The organism is Bacillus sp. PS95 (assembly GCF_037963565.1).
In the GTDB taxonomy this organism is placed as follows: Bacteria; Bacillota; Bacilli; order Bacillales; family Bacillaceae; genus Bacillus; species Bacillus subtilis.
The window spans coordinates 1,683,765-1,701,256 of record NZ_CP150160.1; the positions used below are offsets into that span (position 1 = coordinate 1,683,765).

The window sequence follows — 17,492 nt, forward strand, 5'->3', positions numbered from 1 at the left end:
TGGGCATACAATAGCCTAAGCTCTTTTTCCTGTATGCAGAGAAAGGAATCAGAGATGAAAACAATTAATATCGTTGCGGGAGGCCCGAAAAATCTCATTCCCGATCTAACCGGCTATACGGATGAACACACGCTTTGGATCGGTGTTGACAAAGGCACCGTCACTCTCTTAGATGCCGGGATCATTCCTGTTGAAGCCTTCGGAGATTTTGACAGCATAACGGAGCAAGAACGCCGGCGAATAGAAAAAGCCGCTCCCGCCCTTCATGTGTATCAAGCAGAAAAAGATCAAACAGATTTAGACCTCGCCCTTGATTGGGCGCTGGAAAAGCAGCCGGATATTATTCAGATTTTCGGCATTACAGGCGGCAGAGCTGATCATTTTTTAGGAAACATTCAGCTACTGTATAGAGGTGTAAAAACGAACATAAAAATTAGGCTGATAGACAAACAAAATCATATTCAAATGTTCCCTCCTGGTGAATATGATATTGAGAAGGATGAAAATAAGCGATATATCTCCTTCATACCGTTTTCCGAAGACATACATGAGCTGACCCTGACCGGTTTTAAATATCCTCTAAATAATTGTCATATTACGCTCGGTTCAACACTATGTATTAGTAACGAACTCATTCATTCACGAGGTACTTTTTCGTTTGCAAAAGGCATATTAATAATGATAAGAAGCACGGATTAAGCATGTGCTTTCATTCAATTGCTAAAAACAATGAACAAGGCGGTTACGGGACGTTATAGGAGGGGACAAAAATGAAATTTTACACCATTAAATTGCCGAAGTTTTTAGGAGGAATTGTCCGGGCGATGCTGGGCTCATTTAGAAAAGATTAATGCCCAGGGGTTCAAAGCCCTCTTTCACCACATAAAAACGCCTGCCACATATCGGGGCAGGCGTTCATTTTGTTATACACGCTCAACTTTACCGGATTTCAAAGCTCGAGCAGATACATATACTTTTTTAGGTTTTCCGTTCACAAGGATACGAACCTTTTGAAGATTCGCGCCCCAAGTGCGCTTAGAAGCGTTCATTGCGTGAGAACGGTTATTCCCAGCTGTTGTTTTTTTACCTGTGATAACGCATTTACGTGCCATTTGTTTCCCTCCTCACTTGCACAAAACATCTACTTTTTAACATTCATATAATCTTAGATGCTTTCGATATGGATACTTTAAATAATTTACCACAGCTAAAAAACGTTTGCAACTATTGTTTCATCATCTTTCAAGAAAATTCACTTGACATCTTGCGGAAACAGCAGCGCTATAGTATATGTAGAGGTACGGCCAGCGATTATTGCCTGGTCTTTTCATAATGGAAACCATATAGTAGAATAGCTGTAACTCTATGCATTCGAAGGAGGAACTAGTGTGTCCATTGAATTAAGAACGAAGTACGGACAGATTGATATATCTAATGAAGTCATCGCGATGGTTGCAGGAGGCGCGGCGGTTGACTGTTACGGCATTGTCGGTATGGCCTCTAAAAACCAGATTAAAGACGGACTGACTGAAATCCTTCGGAAAGAGAATTTCAGCAGGGGTGTCCAAGTTCGCCAAGAAGGAGAACAGATACATATCGACATGTATATCATTGTCAGCTACGGCACGAAAATTTCTGAAGTGGCACATAATGTCCAAACAAAAGTAAAGTACACAGTAAATCAAACCATCGGACTGGCAGTGGATTCTGTCAATATTTATGTCCAAGGCGTACGAGTGACGAACCCGTAGTTAGGAGGAGTAGGATTGTCTATCAGAACATTAGACGGCAGAACCTTTGCCGAGATGATTCTTGCGGGAGCGCAGAATCTGTCTCAAAACGCCAGTGCAGTTGATGCACTGAACGTGTTTCCGGTGCCGGACGGTGATACGGGAACAAATATGAACCTGTCGATGACTTCCGGAGCAAGAGAAGTTGAACAAATGGATACGGATGATATCGGGAAGGTGGGCTCCGCGTTATCTAAAGGGCTGCTCATGGGAGCACGCGGAAATTCAGGAGTTATCCTATCCCAATTGTTCCGCGGATTTAGCAAAAGCATTGAAACGAAAAAAGAAATTAATGCACTTGAGTTTGCCGCTGCGCTGCAAGCAGGTGTAGACATGGCGTATAAAGCTGTCATGAAACCTGTAGAGGGCACCATTTTAACAGTTGCAAAAGACGCTGCAAAAAAAGCGATGATCTTAGCAGAAAAAGAAACCGATATCACTGCGCTGATGATTGCAGTGACAGAAGAAGCAGAGGCGTCTTTAAACCGCACCCCTGAATTGCTACCTGTCCTAAAGGAAGTAGGAGTTGTCGATAGCGGGGGCAAAGGCCTGCTCTGTGTGTATGAAGGTTTCCTTGCTTCATTAAAAGGTGAAACTGTACCTCAGAAAGCAGTTCTTCCGTCACTTGACGACATGGTCAGCGCAGAGCATCACAAGAGCGCGCAAAGCATGATGAATACCGAAGATATTGAATTTGGATTCTGTACCGAAGTGATGGTTAGGCTTGATCAGACAAAAAGAGAGTTCGACGAAGGCACGTTCAGGCAAGACCTCAGCCAGTTCGGAGATTCTCTGCTTGTGATTGCGGATGAATCGCTGGCGAAGGTTCATATTCATGCTGAAGAGCCGGGAAACGTGTTAAACTACGCCCAGCATTACGGTGAATTGATCAAAATAAAAATAGAAAATATGAGAGAACAGCATACCTCTATCATCAGTCAAGAAAGCAAACCTGCAGACAACGAAATACCGCCGGCAAAGCAGCCGTATGGCATTGTGACTGTGGCGATGGGAGAAGGAATTTCAGACCTATTCAAAAGCATTGGCGCTTCTGTTGTGATTGAAGGCGGCCAGACCATGAACCCAAGCACTGAGGATATTGTTGATGCCGTGAAGTCTGTAAATGCAGATACGGTATTTATCCTGCCTAACAACTCCAACATTATCATGGCTGCTAACCAAGCGGCCAGCGTAGTGGATGAACAGGTTTTTGTCATTCCTGCTAAAACGGTTCCGCAAGGGATGTCAGCCCTGCTGGCTTTTAACCCGGATCAAGAAGCTGAAGCGAACGAGGCCAATATGCTAAGCGCCATTCAGCAAGTAAAAAGCGGACAGGTGACGTTCTCAGTCAGAGATACTCATATTGACGGTAAAGATATTAAAAAAGGCGACTTTATGGGCATTCTGAATGGAACGATTATCGGCACTTCTGACAATCAGCTGTCAGCCGCGAAAATGCTGCTGTCAGAAATGATCGGAGAAGATGATGAAATCGTGACCATTCTATATGGTGAGGATGCGTCTCAGGAAGAAGCTGAGCAGCTTGAAGCGTTTCTCAGTGAAAAGTACGAGGAGATTGAGGTTGAGATCCACAATGGGAAACAGCCTCTGTATTCGTATATAGTTTCTGCAGAATAGAAGGGCAATTTGCCCTTCTATTCTTATGTCTGCTTTTAAGTGCGGCAGCGCTGTAACGCGCCCGCTTGCCATTTTATATCTGATCAATTAGTCTAGAAGCAAAGCGCTAATAAGCTCTGGTTCATAAGGAGGAATAGCATGAAATACAGAAGCGTTTTTGATATTATCGGCCCGGTTATGATCGGTCCGTCCAGCTCTCATACAGCGGGAGCTGCTAGAATCGGGAGAGTGGCCAGAAGTTTATTTGGCAGAGAGCCTGAGCGCATCATTGTATCTTTTTACGGCTCGTTTGCGGAAACGTATAAGGGCCACGGCACAGATGTCGCGATTATCGGCGGATTGCTTGATTTTGATACATTCGATGAACGGATTAAAACCGCTATACAAATTGCAGAAGCTAAAGGAATTGATATAGAGTTTCGGGTAGAAGACGCAGTCCCGGTCCATCCGAACACAGCAAAAATCACCATTTCTGATGAAAAGGGTGAGCTTGAACTGACGGGTATTTCGATTGGCGGAGGAAAGATTGAAATCACAGAATTGAATGGTTTTGAGCTCCGGCTGTCAGGAAATCATCCGGCCATATTAGTTGTTCATAATGACAAGTTTGGCACAATTGCCGGTGTTGCCAATGTTCTGGCGAAATTTTCAATCAACGTAGGACATATGGAAGTAGCCCGGAAAGATATCGGCCAGCTTGCGCTGATGACAATAGAGGTCGACCAAAATATTGACGACCACATTCTCGACGAGCTGTCGAAACTGCCGAATATTATTCAAGTGACAAAGATTGCTGACTAGCGAAAAGGGTCAGGAGGAGCCAGTTATGTTTCGTAATGTAAAAGAATTAATTGAGATTACTAAAGAAAAACAAATATTGATCTCTGATGTGATGATAGCTCAAGAGATGGAAGTAACAGAAAAAACAAAAGAGGACATTTTTCAGCAGATGGATCATAACCTGTCTGTTATGGAAGCGGCGGTTCAGAAAGGACTCGAGGGAGTTACGAGCCAAACGGGCTTAACAGGCGGAGATGCCGTTAAATTGCAGGCCTATATTCGATCAGGAAAAAGCCTGTCTGGCCCGCTGATTTTAGATGCTGTATCGAAAGCCGTTGCAACAAATGAAGTAAATGCAGCAATGGGAACCATCTGTGCGACACCGACTGCAGGTTCTGCCGGTGTGGTGCCCGGTACGTTATTTGCTGTAAAAGAAAAGCTGAATCCAACAAGAGAACAAATGATCCGCTTTTTGTTTACAGCCGGGGCTTTCGGATTTGTCGTGGCTAATAACGCAAGCATTTCCGGCGCCGCCGGAGGATGTCAGGCAGAGGTTGGATCAGCTTCAGGCATGGCGGCTGCGGCCATTGTTGAAATGGCAGGAGGAACACCCGAACAAAGCGCGGAAGCCATGGCCATTACATTAAAAAATATGCTAGGCCTCGTGTGCGACCCTGTTGCAGGGCTGGTTGAGGTGCCTTGCGTGAAACGGAATGCGATGGGCGCGTCAAATGCGATGATTGCCGCTGATATGGCATTGGCGGGCATTACAAGCCGTATTCCATGTGATGAGGTTATCGATGCCATGTATAAAATAGGCCAAACGATGCCAACTGCACTTAGAGAAACAGGCCAGGGCGGTTTAGCGGCAACACCGACAGGAAGAGAATTAGAGAAAAAAATTTTCGGAGGAGCGCTAGGTTCACGTGAAACAACATCAGCAAACTAGTATAGCTAACATTAAGGGTATTGGGCCGGAAACAGAAAAAACATTACACGAACTCGGTATTTATGACATTTCTGATCTTCTGAATTATTTCCCTTATCGCTATGATGACTACGAGCTGAGGGATTTAGAAGAAGTAAAGCATGATGAAAGAGTCACAGTCGAAGGGAAGGTTCATTCAGAGCCTTCTCTTACCTATTACGGAAAAAAACGAAACAGGCTGACATTCAGGCTTCTGGTCGGCCACTATTTAATTACAGCCGTATGTTTTAACCGGCCTTATTTGAAGAAGAAGCTTTCGCTCGGCTCTGTGGTGACGGTTTCAGGTAAATGGGACAAGCACCGCCAAACCATCTCTGTTCAGGAGTTGAAAAACGGGCCGCATCAAGAAGACAAAAGCATTGAACCAGTGTATTCTGTGAAAGAAAATGTTACCGTCAAAATGATGAGGCGCTTTATTCAGCAGGCGCTGACCCAATATGCAGACTCACTTCCTGATCCTCTTCCGGAAAAGCTAAGAAAAAGCTATAAACTGCCTGACTATTATCAGGCGTTAAAAGCAATGCACCAGCCTGAAACAAGGGAAGCATTAAAGCTTGCCAGACGGCGGTTTGTTTATGAAGAATTTTTGTTGTTTCAGTTGAAAATGCAGGCGTTCCGAAAGGCGGAAAGAGAGCAGACACAAGGGATACGGCAACGTTTTTCAAACGAAGAACTTATGAGATTTATCAAAAGCCTCCCGTTTCCCCTCACAAACGCCCAGTCACGCGTTCTTCGCGAAATAACAGCAGACATGTCTTCTCCATACAGAATGAATCGTCTACTTCAAGGGGACGTTGGATCAGGAAAAACGGCAGTCGCCGCCATTGCACTGTATGCCGCGATCCTATCCGGATACCAAGGAGCGCTCATGGTGCCGACAGAAATTCTGGCCGAGCAGCATGCTGATTCGCTCGTTTCGCTATTTGAAAAATGGGACGTCAGCGTTGCTCTTTTGACAAGCTCTGTTAAAGGGAAGCGGCGAAAAGAACTGCTTGAGCGTCTTGCGGCGGGTGAGATTGATATTCTTGTAGGAACCCACGCTTTAATCCAAGACGAGGTGGAGTTTAAGGCGCTGAGTCTCGTTATTACTGATGAACAGCACAGATTTGGAGTTGAGCAGCGCAAAAAGCTTCGGAACAAAGGCCAGGATCCCGATGTTCTCTTTATGACAGCCACTCCAATCCCAAGAACATTAGCGATCACAGTGTTCGGTGAAATGGATGTATCTGTCATTGATGAGATGCCGGCTGGACGAAAGCGAATTGAAACCTATTGGGTAAAACATGACATGCTTGATCGTATTTTGGCATTTGTCGAAAAAGAATTAAAGCAAGGCAGGCAGGCTTATATCATCTGTCCGCTGATTGAAGAATCAGATAAGCTTGATGTGCAAAACGCCATTGACGTGTACAATATGCTTTCTGATATTTTTCGGGGAAAATGGAATGTCGGCCTTATGCATGGAAAGCTGCATTCCGATGAAAAAGACCAGGTCATGAGAGAATTCAGCGCAAATCACTGTCAAATTCTCGTATCAACCACTGTTGTGGAGGTTGGCGTGAATGTTCCGAATGCAACGATTATGGTGATTTATGACGCCGACCGTTTCGGACTATCACAGCTTCACCAGCTGCGCGGCCGTGTTGGACGGGGTGAGCATCAATCTTTCTGTATTCTGATGGCTGATCCAAAATCAGAAACAGGGAAAGAACGGATGAGGATCATGTCGGAGACCAATGACGGTTTCGAGCTGTCTGAAAAGGATCTGGAACTGAGAGGTCCCGGTGATTTCTTCGGGAAAAAACAAAGCGGAATGCCGGAATTTAAAGTGGCGGACATGGTTCATGATTACAGAGCGCTTGAAACGGCAAGGCAGGATGCTGCGAATCTTGTGGCTTCTGACGCGTTCTGGAAGGAGCCGGAATACGCTGTGTTAAGAGATGAATTGCTGAAGAGCGGAGTAATGGACGGGGAAAAATTAAGCTGAGTATCAGAAGTTTTTGGTGTTCAGCCAGAAACAATCGTTGCATTCCAATCTATGAAATTATATACTACTATTAGTACCTAGTCTTAATTGTCCGGATGGTGTTTAGATATGAGAAGAAATAAGAGAGAACGCCAGGAATTACTTCAGCAGACGATTCAAGCAACCCCCTTTATTACAGATGAAGAATTAGCGGGTAAATTCGGGGTGAGCATCCAGACGATACGTTTGGACCGCTTAGAGCTTTCCATACCTGAACTGAGAGAAAGAATTAAGAACGTGGCAGAGAAAACACTTGAGGACGAAGTGAAGTCCCTGTCACTTGATGAAGTTATCGGAGAAATTATTGACCTTGAGCTGGATGATCAGGCGATATCCATTTTAGAAATAAAACAGGAGCACGTGTTCAGCCGGAATCAGATTGCGAGAGGACACCATTTATTTGCACAGGCGAATTCTTTGGCCGTTGCAGTCATTGATGACGAGCTGGCGCTGACTGCAAGTGCAGACATCCGCTTTACAAGACAGGTAAAGCAGGGTGAACGTGTCGTAGCAAAAGCGAAAGTGACGGCTGTCGAAAAAGAAAAAGGAAGAACGGTTGTCGAAGTGAACAGCTACGTTGGCGAAGAAATTGTTTTTTCTGGACGCTTTGACATGTATCGTTCAAAACATTCATAAAGGTGGAGCATGCATGAGAATAGCTGTAGATGCAATGGGAGGAGACCACGCTCCCAAAGCTGTTATTGACGGAGTTATAAAAGGTATAGAGGCATTTGATGATCTCCATATCACACTTGTCGGTGACAAAACAACGATAGAATCACATTTAACAACTACATCAGATCGCATCACGGTGCTGCACGCAGATGAAGTGATTGAGCCTACGGATGAACCTGTCCGTGCCGTGCGAAGAAAAAAGAACTCATCTATGGTTCTTATGGCGCAGGAGGTTGCGGAAAACAGAGCTGACGCATGCATTTCAGCAGGAAATACCGGTGCATTAATGACAGCCGGTCTCTTTATTGTCGGAAGAATTAAAGGAATTGACCGTCCGGCGCTTGCCCCGACACTTCCGACTGTTTCGGGAGACGGATTTCTTCTCCTTGATGTCGGCGCCAATGTCGATGCCAAACCGGAGCACCTCGTTCAATATGCCATCATGGGTTCTGTTTATTCTCAGCAAGTGCGCGGTGTCACTTCACCGAGAGTCGGACTTTTAAATGTCGGAACAGAAGATAAAAAAGGAAACGAACTGACGAAGCAGACGTTCCAAATTTTAAAAGAAACAGCAAACATCAATTTTATCGGAAACGTGGAAGCGCGAGACCTTTTAGATGATGTGGCGGACGTTGTAGTAACAGACGGCTTTACCGGGAATGTTACACTCAAAACGCTGGAAGGCTCTGCGTTGTCAATTTTTAAAATGATGAGAGACGTAATGACGTCTACTTTGACATCCAAGCTTGCAGCAGCTGTGCTGAAACCAAAATTGAAAGAAATGAAAATGAAAATGGAGTATTCGAATTATGGCGGAGCAAGTCTTTTTGGCTTAAAAGCGCCTGTGATCAAGGCGCACGGCTCTTCAGATTCAAATGCTGTATTCCATGCGATTCGGCAAGCAAGAGAGATGGTCAGCCAAAATGTGGCTGCGCTCATTCAGGAAGAAGTGAAAGAAGAAAAAACAGATGAGTAGTCTGGAGGTTTTTACATCATGAGTAAGATTGCATTTTTATTCCCGGGTCAGGGATCACAATTTATCGGCATGGGAAAAGAGCTTTATGAGCAGGTGCCTGCTGCAAAGCGTCTGTTTGATGAAGCCGATGAAACGTTGGAAACAAAACTCAGCTCGCTTATTTTTGAGGGTGCTGCTGAAGAATTAACACTTACATACAATGCGCAGCCTGCTTTGCTTACGACAAGCATCGCTGTTCTTGAGAAATTTAAAGAATCTGGCATTACACCTGATTTCACAGCAGGACACAGCCTTGGTGAATATTCTGCACTGGTTGCGGCTGGCGCTCTGTCTTTCAAAGATGCTGTTTATACCGTCAGAAAACGCGGAGAGTTTATGAATGAAGCGGTGCCGGCTGGCGAAGGAGCAATGGCTGCGATTCTCGGTATGGATGCTGAAGCATTAAAGCAAGTAACCGATAAAGTCACAGAGGAAGGCAACCTTGTACAGCTTGCGAATCTCAACTGTCCTGGCCAAATCGTCATTTCCGGAACAGCTAAAGGGGTTGAGCTTGCATCTGAACTGGCAAAAGAGAACGGCGCAAAACGCGCAATTCCGCTTGAAGTAAGCGGTCCGTTCCATTCTGAACTGATGAAACCGGCTGCTGAAAAGCTGAAAGAGGTATTGGACGCCTGTGACATAAAAGACGCTGACGTTCCGGTCATCTCAAATGTTTCTGCTGGCGTGATGACTGAAAAAGCAGATATCAAAGAAAAACTTATTGAGCAGCTTTACTCTCCGGTTCGTTTTGAGGAAAGCATTAACAAGCTGATCGCAGAGGGTGTTACGACTTTTATTGAAATCGGTCCCGGAAAAGTGCTTTCAGGCCTTGTGAAAAAAGTAAATAGACGGTTAAAAACAATTGCTGTATCAGATCCGGAAACGATCGAGCTGGCAATTCAAACGCTTAAGGAGGAGAATGATAATGCTTAATGATAAAACGGCTATTGTCACTGGCGCATCCCGCGGAATCGGCCGCTCAATCGCCCTTGATCTGGCAAAAAGCGGCGCAAATGTTGTCGTGAACTACTCCGGCAATGAAGCGAAAGCAAATGAAGTGGTAGATGAAATTAAATCAATGGGCAGAAAAGCAATTGCTGTCAAAGCGGATGTATCAAATCCCGAAGATGTACAAAACATGATAAAAGAAACATTGTCTGTTTTTTCTACGATTGACATTCTGGTTAATAATGCGGGAATTACAAGAGACAATCTCATCATGAGAATGAAAGAAGACGAATGGGATGACGTCATTAACATTAACCTGAAGGGTGTTTTCAACTGCACAAAAGCTGTTACAAGACAAATGATGAAACAGCGTTCAGGCCGCATTATTAACGTATCGTCTATCGTCGGCGTCAGCGGAAACCCTGGACAAGCCAACTACGTGGCTGCAAAAGCCGGCGTCATCGGTTTAACCAAATCTTCTGCTAAAGAGCTCGCCAGCCGAAATATTACGGTAAACGCAATAGCGCCAGGATTTATCTCAACTGATATGACAGATAAACTTGCAAAAGACGTTCAAGACGAAATGCTGAAACAAATTCCGCTTGCGCGCTTTGGTGAACCTAGCGATGTCAGCAGTGTTGTCACGTTCCTAGCTTCAGAGGGAGCTCGTTATATGACAGGCCAAACGCTTCATATTGACGGCGGAATGGTGATGTAAGTTTTTTCTCGAAAATTTCATCGTAGTTTCTCTAGTTTTTTAAAAACGAATCCACTATAATACTTGAGGGGAGGTGAATTGCTATGGCAGACACATTAGAGCGTGTAACGAAAATCATCGTAGATCGCCTTGGCGTTGATGAAGCAGACGTCAAACTTGAAGCTTCTTTCAAGGAAGACTTAGGTGCTGATTCCCTAGATGTAGTTGAGCTTGTTATGGAACTTGAAGACGAGTTTGATATGGAGATTTCTGACGAAGATGCTGAAAAGATTGCAACAGTCGGCGACGCTGTGAACTACATACAAAACCAGCAATAAGCTGATGCTAAAAGTCCCGCCGAAACGCGGGGCTTTAGCCCTTTATTCGTGCAGTTATTACAGCATGCCGCTTTTACGCGCGCTGTATCCGGTTTAGTCAGAGAAGCGCGGTGAACCTGATGTGCCTATGGAGGTTACTATGTCAAAACACTCACATTATAAAGATAAAAAAAAGTTCTATAAAAAAGTAGAACAATTTAAAGAGTTTCAAGAACGGATTTCGGTTCACTTTCAAAATGAAAAGCTTTTGTATCAAGCATTTACACATTCATCTTATGTGAATGAGCATCGGAAAAAGCCGTATGAAGATAATGAAAGGCTTGAATTTTTAGGTGACGCTGTTTTGGAACTGACGATCTCCAGATTCTTATTTGCCAAATACCCGGCTATGAGTGAAGGAGATTTGACGAAATTGAGAGCCGCAATTGTTTGCGAACCGTCTCTCGTTTCATTGGCTCACGAGCTGTCATTCGGCGATCTTGTCCTGTTGGGTAAAGGCGAGGAAATGACAGGCGGAAGAAAGCGTCCTGCTCTATTGGCGGATGTTTTTGAGGCATTTATCGGAGCCTTGTACCTTGACCAAGGATTAGAGCCGGTCGAAAGTTTCTTAAAAGTTTATGTGTTCCCTAAAATTAACGATGGTGCTTTTTCTCATGTGATGGATTTCAAAAGCCAGCTGCAGGAATACGTGCAGCGGGACGGCAAAGGCTCTCTGGAGTATAAAATCTCCAACGAAAAAGGACCTGCGCACAACCGTGAATTTGAAGCCATCGTATCTCTAAAAGGTGAACCACTCGGAGTCGGAAACGGCCGTTCAAAGAAAGAAGCCGAACAGCACGCTGCTCAGGAAGCTTTAGCTAAATTGCAAAAACACCATACGAAACAATAAAATCCCCCTTATGACTCAGGGGGATTTCAGTATGTATGCCGTCTTATTTGACCAATGTTTATGATAGAATTGAAATACTTATTACATAAGGAGGATCGCTATGTTCCTCAAACGTTTAGACGTTATAGGATTTAAATCATTTGCAGAACGGATTTCCGTAGACTTCGTTAAAGGCGTGACAGCAGTTGTCGGGCCGAACGGAAGCGGAAAAAGCAACATCACGGATGCCATTCGCTGGGTTCTCGGCGAACAATCGGCACGCTCTCTTCGCGGCGGAAAAATGGAAGACATCATTTTTGCCGGGAGTGATTCAAGAAAGCGATTAAATCTAGCTGAAGTTACGCTTACTCTTGATAATGATGATCATTTCTTGCCAATTGACTTCCACGAGGTGAGTGTCACAAGACGTGTGTACAGATCAGGTGAGAGTGAGTTTCTGATTAACAATCAGCCATGCCGCTTGAAAGATATTATTGATTTATTTATGGACTCTGGGCTTGGTAAAGAAGCATTTTCTATTATCAGCCAAGGGAAAGTGGAAGAGATCCTGAGCAGTAAAGCGGAGGATCGCCGCAGTATCTTTGAAGAAGCGGCCGGGGTGCTTAAATATAAAACGAGAAAGAAAAAAGCAGAAAATAAACTGTTTGAGACACAGGACAATCTAAATCGGGTAGAAGATATATTACATGAGCTTGAAGGGCAGGTTGAACCTCTTAAAATTCAAGCTTCAATAGCGAAAGACTACCTTGAGAAAAAGAAAGAGCTGGAGCATGTTGAAATTGCGCTGACTGCCTATGATATCGAAGAGCTGCATGGTAAATGGTCGACTCTTAAAGAGAAAGTGCAGATGGCAAAAGAAGAAGAGCTTGCTGAATCGTCTGCTATTTCTGCGAAAGAAGCAAAGATTGAGGATACAAGGGACAAAATACAAGCGCTTGATGAGTCAGTAGATGAGCTCCAGCAAGTTTTACTGGTAACTAGTGAAGAGCTGGAAAAGCTTGAAGGCCGTAAAGAAGTCCTGAAAGAACGAAAGAAAAACGCTGTGCAAAACCAAGAACAGCTTGAAGAAGCCATCGTTCAGTTCCAGCAAAAAGAAACGGTTCTGAAAGAAGAGCTTTCGAAGCAGGAAGCTGTCTTCGAAACGCTTCAGGCTGAGGTGAAGCAGTTAAGGGCGCAAGTAAAAGAAAAACAGCAGGCTCTCAGTCTTCACAATGAAAATGTCGAAGAGAAAATCGAGCAGCTGAAAAGTGATTATTTTGAGCTGTTAAACAGCCAGGCTTCGATACGCAACGAACTCCAGCTTCTTGATGACCAGATGTCCCAATCCGCTGTCACATTGCAGAGACTCGCGGACAACAATGAAAAGCACCTGCAGGAACGGCGTGATATTTCTGCGCGTAAAGCCGCATGTGAAACGGAATTTGCCCGAATTGAGCAGGAGATTCACAGTCAAGTCGGTGCATATCGTGATATGCAGACAAAATATGAGCAGAAAAAGCGCCAATACGAAAAAAATGAATCCGCTCTGTATCAGGCATACCAATACGTTCAGCAAGCGAGATCAAAAAAGGACATGCTTGAGACGATGCAGGGAGATTTCTCCGGCTTTTATCAAGGTGTTAAAGAAGTGCTAAAAGCGAAAGAGCGCCTTGGCGGAATTCGCGGAGCGGTTCTTGAGCTGATTTCTACAGAACAGAAGTATGAAACGGCCATTGAAATAGCGCTCGGCGCTTCTGCTCAACACGTCGTGACCGACGATGAACAATCTGCCCGAAAAGCGATTCAATATTTAAAGCAGAATTCCTTCGGCCGGGCGACGTTTCTGCCTCTTTCTGTTATTAGAGACCGCCAGCTTCAAAGCCGTGACGCGGAAACAGCCGCCCGGCATTCATCATTTCTCGGGGTTGCAAGTGAACTTGTCACATTTGATCCTGCGTATCGAAGCGTCATCCAGAATCTTCTTGGAACCGTTCTGATCACAGAGGACTTAAAGGGTGCAAACGAGCTTGCGAAGCTTCTCGGGCACCGGTACCGCATCGTAACCCTTGAGGGAGATGTTGTGAACCCCGGTGGTTCAATGACGGGCGGCGCGGTTAAAAAGAAAAATAACTCCCTCCTCGGAAGAAGCCGGGAGCTAGAAGATGTGACGAAACGGCTCGCTGAAATGGAAGAGAAAACAGCTCTGCTTGAACAAGAGGTCAAAACCCTTAAACAATCCATTCAGGATATGGAGAAAAAACTGGCTGACTTAAGAGAAACCGGGGAAGGCTTAAGGTTAAAGCAGCAGGATGTGAAAGGCCAGCTGTACGAACTTCAAGTTGCCGAGAAAAATATCAATACCCATTTAGAGCTCTATGACCAAGAAAAATCTGCTCTGTCAGAAAGCGATGAAGAGAAAAAAGCGCGCAAACGCAAGCTTGAAGAAGAGCTCTCTGCCGTATCTGAAAAGATGAAACAGCTTGAAGAGGACATAGACAAACTGACAAAACAAAAACAAACGCAATCCTCAACGAAAGAGTCTCTTTCCAACGAGCTTACTGAGCTGAAGATCGCTGCGGCCAAAAAAGAGCAGGCATGCAAGGGGGAAGAGGACAACCTTGCCAGATTAAAGAAAGAGCTCACTGAAACAGAGATTGCGTTAAAAGAAGCAAAAGAAGACTTAAGCTTCTTAACGTCAGAGATGTCATCTAGCACCAGCGGCGAAGAAAAGCTGGAAGAAGCAGCAAAACATAAATTGAGTGACAAAACGAAAACGATCGAACTGATTGCATTAAGGCGCGATCAGCGCATCAAGCTTCAGCATGGGCTTGATACGTATGAGCGTGAGCTGAAAGAAATGAAACGCCTGTATAAACAAAAAACAACGCTCTTAAAAGACGAAGAAGTCAAACTCGGACGAATGGAAGTCGAGCTTGATAATTTACTCCAATATTTACGGGAGGAATACAGCTTGTCCTTTGAGGGGGCAAAAGAGAAATATCAGCTTGAAACTGATCCAGAGGAAGCCAGAAAGCGCGTGAAGCTGATTAAACTCGCAATTGAAGAGCTGGGTACCGTGAACCTCGGAAGCATAGATGAGTTTGAGAGGGTCAACGAACGGTACAAGTTTCTGTCGGAACAAAAAGAAGATTTAACAGAAGCGAAAAATACCTTGTTCCAAGTGATTGAAGAAATGGATGAAGAAATGACGAAGCGCTTTAACGACACATTCGTTCAAATCCGCTCACACTTTGATCAAGTTTTTCGCTCCTTATTCGGAGGAGGGCGAGCTGAACTGAGGCTCACCGATCCTAACGATCTGCTTCATTCAGGAGTCGAGATTATCGCTCAGCCGCCGGGGAAAAAGCTGCAAAACTTAAACCTCCTGTCAGGCGGAGAGCGTGCGCTTACTGCTATAGCGCTCTTATTCTCAATCCTAAAGGTTCGTCCAGTGCCGTTTTGCGTCCTTGACGAAGTAGAGGCTGCGCTCGACGAAGCGAATGTGTTCCGGTTTGCGCAGTATTTAAAAAAATACAGCAGTGATACCCAGTTTATTGTGATTACCCACAGAAAAGGAACGATGGAGGAAGCGGATGTGCTTTATGGCGTAACCATGCAGGAATCCGGTGTTTCCAAGGTAATCTCCGTTAAGCTGGAAGAAACAAAAGAATTCGTTCAGTAACGAGGAAAGAGGTTAAAAGATGAGCTTTTTTAAAAAATTAAAAGAGAAAATCACAAAACAGACAGATTCCGTATCTGAAAAGTTTAAGGATGGCCTTGAAAAAACAAGAAACTCCTTTCAAAACAAAGTGAATGATCTTGTATCCCGTTACCGTAAAGTGGATGAGGATTTCTTCGAAGAGCTTGAAGAGGTTCTTATCAGCGCGGATGTCGGTTTTACAACCGTTATGGAATTAATAGATGAGCTGAAAAAAGAAGTCAAACGCAGAAATATTCAAGATCCAAAGGAAGTCCAGTCAGTGATTTCTGAGAAACTGGTCGAGATTTATAACAGCGGAGATGAGCAAATTTCAGAACTGAACATCCAGGATGGGCGTTTAAACGTAATCCTTCTGGTAGGTGTAAACGGTGTCGGGAAAACAACAACGATCGGAAAGCTTGCTCATAAAATGAAACAAGAAGGAAAATCTGTCGTACTTGCCGCCGGAGACACTTTCAGAGCGGGAGCCATTGAACAGCTGGAAGTATGGGGAGAGCGTACAGGAGTGCCTGTCATTAAGCAGACGGCCGGAAGCGATCCGGCAGCTGTCATCTACGATGCTGTTCATGCTGCGAAAGCAAGAAATGCCGATGTATTAATTTGTGATACGGCAGGGCGTCTCCAAAACAAAGTAAATCTCATGAAAGAGCTTGAAAAAGTAAAACGTGTTATCGAAAGAGAAGTTCCTGAAGCTCCGCATGAGGTGCTGCTTGCCCTTGATGCCACGACCGGCCAAAATGCAATGGCTCAGGCAAAAGAATTCTCTAAAGCAACAAATGTTACCGGCATTGCTTTAACGAAGCTTGACGGTACGGCAAAAGGCGGTATCGTCCTTGCGATTCGCAACGAGCTTCACATCCCGGTTAAACTAGTCGGTTTAGGAGAAAAAGTTGATGACCTTCAGGAATTTGATCCAGAATCCTATGTGTACGGACTCTTTTCAGATTTAGTGGAAAAAGCCGACGATTAAGAAAAAGGCCCCAACATCTTGGGGCCTTTTTCTTTTTTATCTTCTTACTTGATAGGCGAAATGATAAAGGCTGTTATCAGTGGATACCAGTCTTGACTCACCAGAAAAAACTCTGAATGGGATGATGTCATAGTAATGAACGGAAACAGATGTGTAATACGTATAGTAACCAGCAGCTGGCCCCAAATACATTGGAACCTCAAATGTTCCGTTTGCATCAGTTGTTCCTGAAGCAGTTTGTGTTGTGTTTCCGACCTTCGTGTCCGCTTCAAATCTTACGGGCGCGTTTGGCACTGGCTGTCCGTTTTGGTCGAGTAATTTGCCGCTTACTGTAATATTGTACTTGACTCGCCAATATTGACCTTGCCCGTAATTGATTTTACCGTATACCCCTCCATCTGTGCTGATATTTGTGATTGAGGCCTTATAAGGTGCCTCAGCAGCGTCTGCTTGCTGTGCCGGGAAACCTATTGTAAACAGGGCTGCCAGACACAACATAAACAATAAACCGATTTTTTTCATAAAAATCCTCCTTAAAATAGGGTTCATATACAATATCGGAATAAATTGGATGATATTTAGCGTATTTTGGAAAAGGCTAATCGTCGCTTTGACAAGATAAAAACTTGACAGTGTCAATAAAACCGTGTAAACTAAGTTATCGTAAAGGGATTTGACTTAACAAAGGGGAGAGCTCAAATGTCACTCGAAAAGACAACGAGAATGAATTATCTGTTTGATTTTTATCAGTCGTTGTTGACGTCAAAACAGAAGAGCTATATGTCGCTTTATTATTTGGACGATTTCTCCCTAGGCGAAATAGCCGAAGAATATGAGGTTTCAAGACAAGCTGTTTATGATAACATCAAACGAACAGAAGCAATGCTTGAACAATATGAAGAAAAGCTGCTCCTTTTGAAAAAGTTTCAGGAGCGTAAAGAGATGTTTAATAAGCTGAAGGAGCTTGCTTCCGGTTCAAAAGAAGAGGAAGAAATTACAGCTCTGATTGAAGCGCTTGAGAAATTAGATTAGGAGGCG

18 protein-coding genes are annotated in these 17,492 nt (G+C 44.3%); 16 read left to right on the plus strand and 2 right to left on the minus strand.

What is annotated here, in order from left to right; genetic code table 11:
• The first annotated feature begins 54 nt into the window (after positions 1-54).
• Both NSQ12_RS08800 and spoVM read left to right on the plus strand, forming a co-directional pair.
• The gene (locus tag NSQ12_RS08800) at positions 55-699 is read left to right on the plus strand and encodes a thiamine diphosphokinase (RefSeq protein ID WP_014479765.1); all 645 of its coding nucleotides are present in this window, start codon (positions 55-57) and stop codon (positions 697-699) included.
• A gap of 71 nt (positions 700-770) precedes the next feature.
• The gene (spoVM, locus tag NSQ12_RS08805) at positions 771-851 is read left to right on the plus strand and encodes a stage V sporulation protein SpoVM (RefSeq protein ID WP_003221545.1); all 81 of its coding nucleotides are present in this window, start codon (positions 771-773) and stop codon (positions 849-851) included.
• A 72-nt stretch (positions 852-923) separates the two neighbouring features.
• On the opposite strand, the gene rpmB is transcribed toward spoVM, so the two are convergent.
• On the minus strand, positions 924-1,112 hold the full coding sequence (gene rpmB, locus NSQ12_RS08810) for a 50S ribosomal protein L28 (RefSeq protein ID WP_003221548.1): 189 nt from the start codon (positions 1,110-1,112) through the stop codon (positions 924-926).
• A gap of 276 nt (positions 1,113-1,388) precedes the next feature.
• Between rpmB and NSQ12_RS08815 the strand changes: the two genes are divergently transcribed.
• The 13 genes from NSQ12_RS08815 to ftsY all read left to right on the plus strand — a co-directional run bounded on the left by NSQ12_RS08815 (position 1,389) and on the right by ftsY (position 16,454).
• Complete coding sequence (locus NSQ12_RS08815; protein WP_003232054.1) at positions 1,389-1,751, plus strand: Asp23/Gls24 family envelope stress response protein; 363 nt, start codon at positions 1,389-1,391, stop codon at positions 1,749-1,751.
• Between the two features lie 15 nt (positions 1,752-1,766).
• Positions 1,767-3,428, plus strand: coding sequence for a DAK2 domain-containing protein (locus NSQ12_RS08820; protein ID WP_339176492.1), 1,662 nt, complete (start codon positions 1,767-1,769; stop codon positions 3,426-3,428).
• A gap of 138 nt (positions 3,429-3,566) precedes the next feature.
• The gene (gene sdaAB, locus NSQ12_RS08825; RefSeq protein WP_003232050.1) at positions 3,567-4,229 is read left to right on the plus strand and encodes an L-serine ammonia-lyase, iron-sulfur-dependent subunit beta; all 663 of its coding nucleotides are present in this window, start codon (positions 3,567-3,569) and stop codon (positions 4,227-4,229) included.
• Positions 4,230-4,254: 25 nt separating this feature from the next.
• Positions 4,255-5,157 (plus strand): L-serine ammonia-lyase, iron-sulfur-dependent, subunit alpha, encoded by a 903-nt coding sequence (gene sdaAA, locus NSQ12_RS08830; protein ID WP_003232049.1) that lies wholly within the window; start codon positions 4,255-4,257, stop codon positions 5,155-5,157.
• Positions 5,135-7,183, plus strand: a complete 2,049-nt coding sequence (recG, locus tag NSQ12_RS08835; protein WP_029317792.1) for an ATP-dependent DNA helicase RecG — start codon at positions 5,135-5,137, stop codon at positions 7,181-7,183. The genes sdaAA and recG overlap by 23 nt, the downstream gene beginning before the upstream one ends.
• 108 nt (positions 7,184-7,291) lie before the next feature.
• A complete protein-coding gene (fapR, locus tag NSQ12_RS08840) occupies positions 7,292-7,858 on the plus strand; it encodes a transcription factor FapR (RefSeq protein WP_003232044.1) in 567 nt (188 codons plus the stop codon).
• Positions 7,859-7,871: 13 nt separating this feature from the next.
• A complete protein-coding gene (gene plsX / locus NSQ12_RS08845) occupies positions 7,872-8,873 on the plus strand; it encodes a phosphate acyltransferase PlsX (RefSeq protein ID WP_003232041.1) in 1,002 nt (333 codons plus the stop codon).
• Between the two features lie 18 nt (positions 8,874-8,891).
• Positions 8,892-9,845 (plus strand): ACP S-malonyltransferase, encoded by a 954-nt coding sequence (gene fabD, locus NSQ12_RS08850; RefSeq protein WP_029726491.1) that lies wholly within the window; start codon positions 8,892-8,894, stop codon positions 9,843-9,845.
• Positions 9,838-10,578, plus strand: a complete 741-nt coding sequence (fabG, locus tag NSQ12_RS08855) for a 3-oxoacyl-[acyl-carrier-protein] reductase (protein ID WP_003232035.1) — start codon at positions 9,838-9,840, stop codon at positions 10,576-10,578. The genes fabD and fabG overlap by 8 nt, the downstream gene beginning before the upstream one ends.
• An 83-nt stretch (positions 10,579-10,661) precedes the next feature.
• Positions 10,662-10,895, plus strand: a complete 234-nt coding sequence (acpP, locus tag NSQ12_RS08860; RefSeq protein WP_003154310.1) for an acyl carrier protein — start codon at positions 10,662-10,664, stop codon at positions 10,893-10,895.
• Positions 10,896-11,034: 139 nt separating this feature from the next.
• Positions 11,035-11,784, plus strand: a complete 750-nt coding sequence (gene rncS, locus NSQ12_RS08865; protein ID WP_003232030.1) for a ribonuclease III — start codon at positions 11,035-11,037, stop codon at positions 11,782-11,784.
• Between the two features lie 100 nt (positions 11,785-11,884).
• On the plus strand, positions 11,885-15,445 hold the full coding sequence (smc, locus tag NSQ12_RS08870; RefSeq protein WP_015252105.1) for a chromosome segregation protein SMC: 3,561 nt from the start codon (positions 11,885-11,887) through the stop codon (positions 15,443-15,445).
• Positions 15,446-15,464: 19 nt separating this feature from the next.
• On the plus strand, positions 15,465-16,454 hold the full coding sequence (gene ftsY / locus NSQ12_RS08875; RefSeq protein ID WP_003232026.1) for a signal recognition particle-docking protein FtsY: 990 nt from the start codon (positions 15,465-15,467) through the stop codon (positions 16,452-16,454).
• A gap of 36 nt (positions 16,455-16,490) precedes the next feature.
• Here the strand turns inward: ftsY and NSQ12_RS08880 are convergent, their stop codons facing one another.
• Positions 16,491-16,976 (minus strand): Ig-like domain-containing protein, encoded by a 486-nt coding sequence (locus tag NSQ12_RS08880; RefSeq protein ID WP_003245834.1) that lies wholly within the window; start codon positions 16,974-16,976, stop codon positions 16,491-16,493.
• Positions 16,977-17,153: 177 nt separating this feature from the next.
• Between NSQ12_RS08880 and NSQ12_RS08885 the strand changes: the two genes are divergently transcribed.
• Positions 17,154-17,486 carry a putative DNA-binding protein gene (locus tag NSQ12_RS08885; protein WP_003238590.1) on the plus strand — a complete coding sequence of 111 codons (333 nt, stop codon included), beginning with the start codon at positions 17,154-17,156 and terminating at the stop codon, positions 17,484-17,486.
• Positions 17,487-17,492 lie beyond the last annotated feature (6 nt).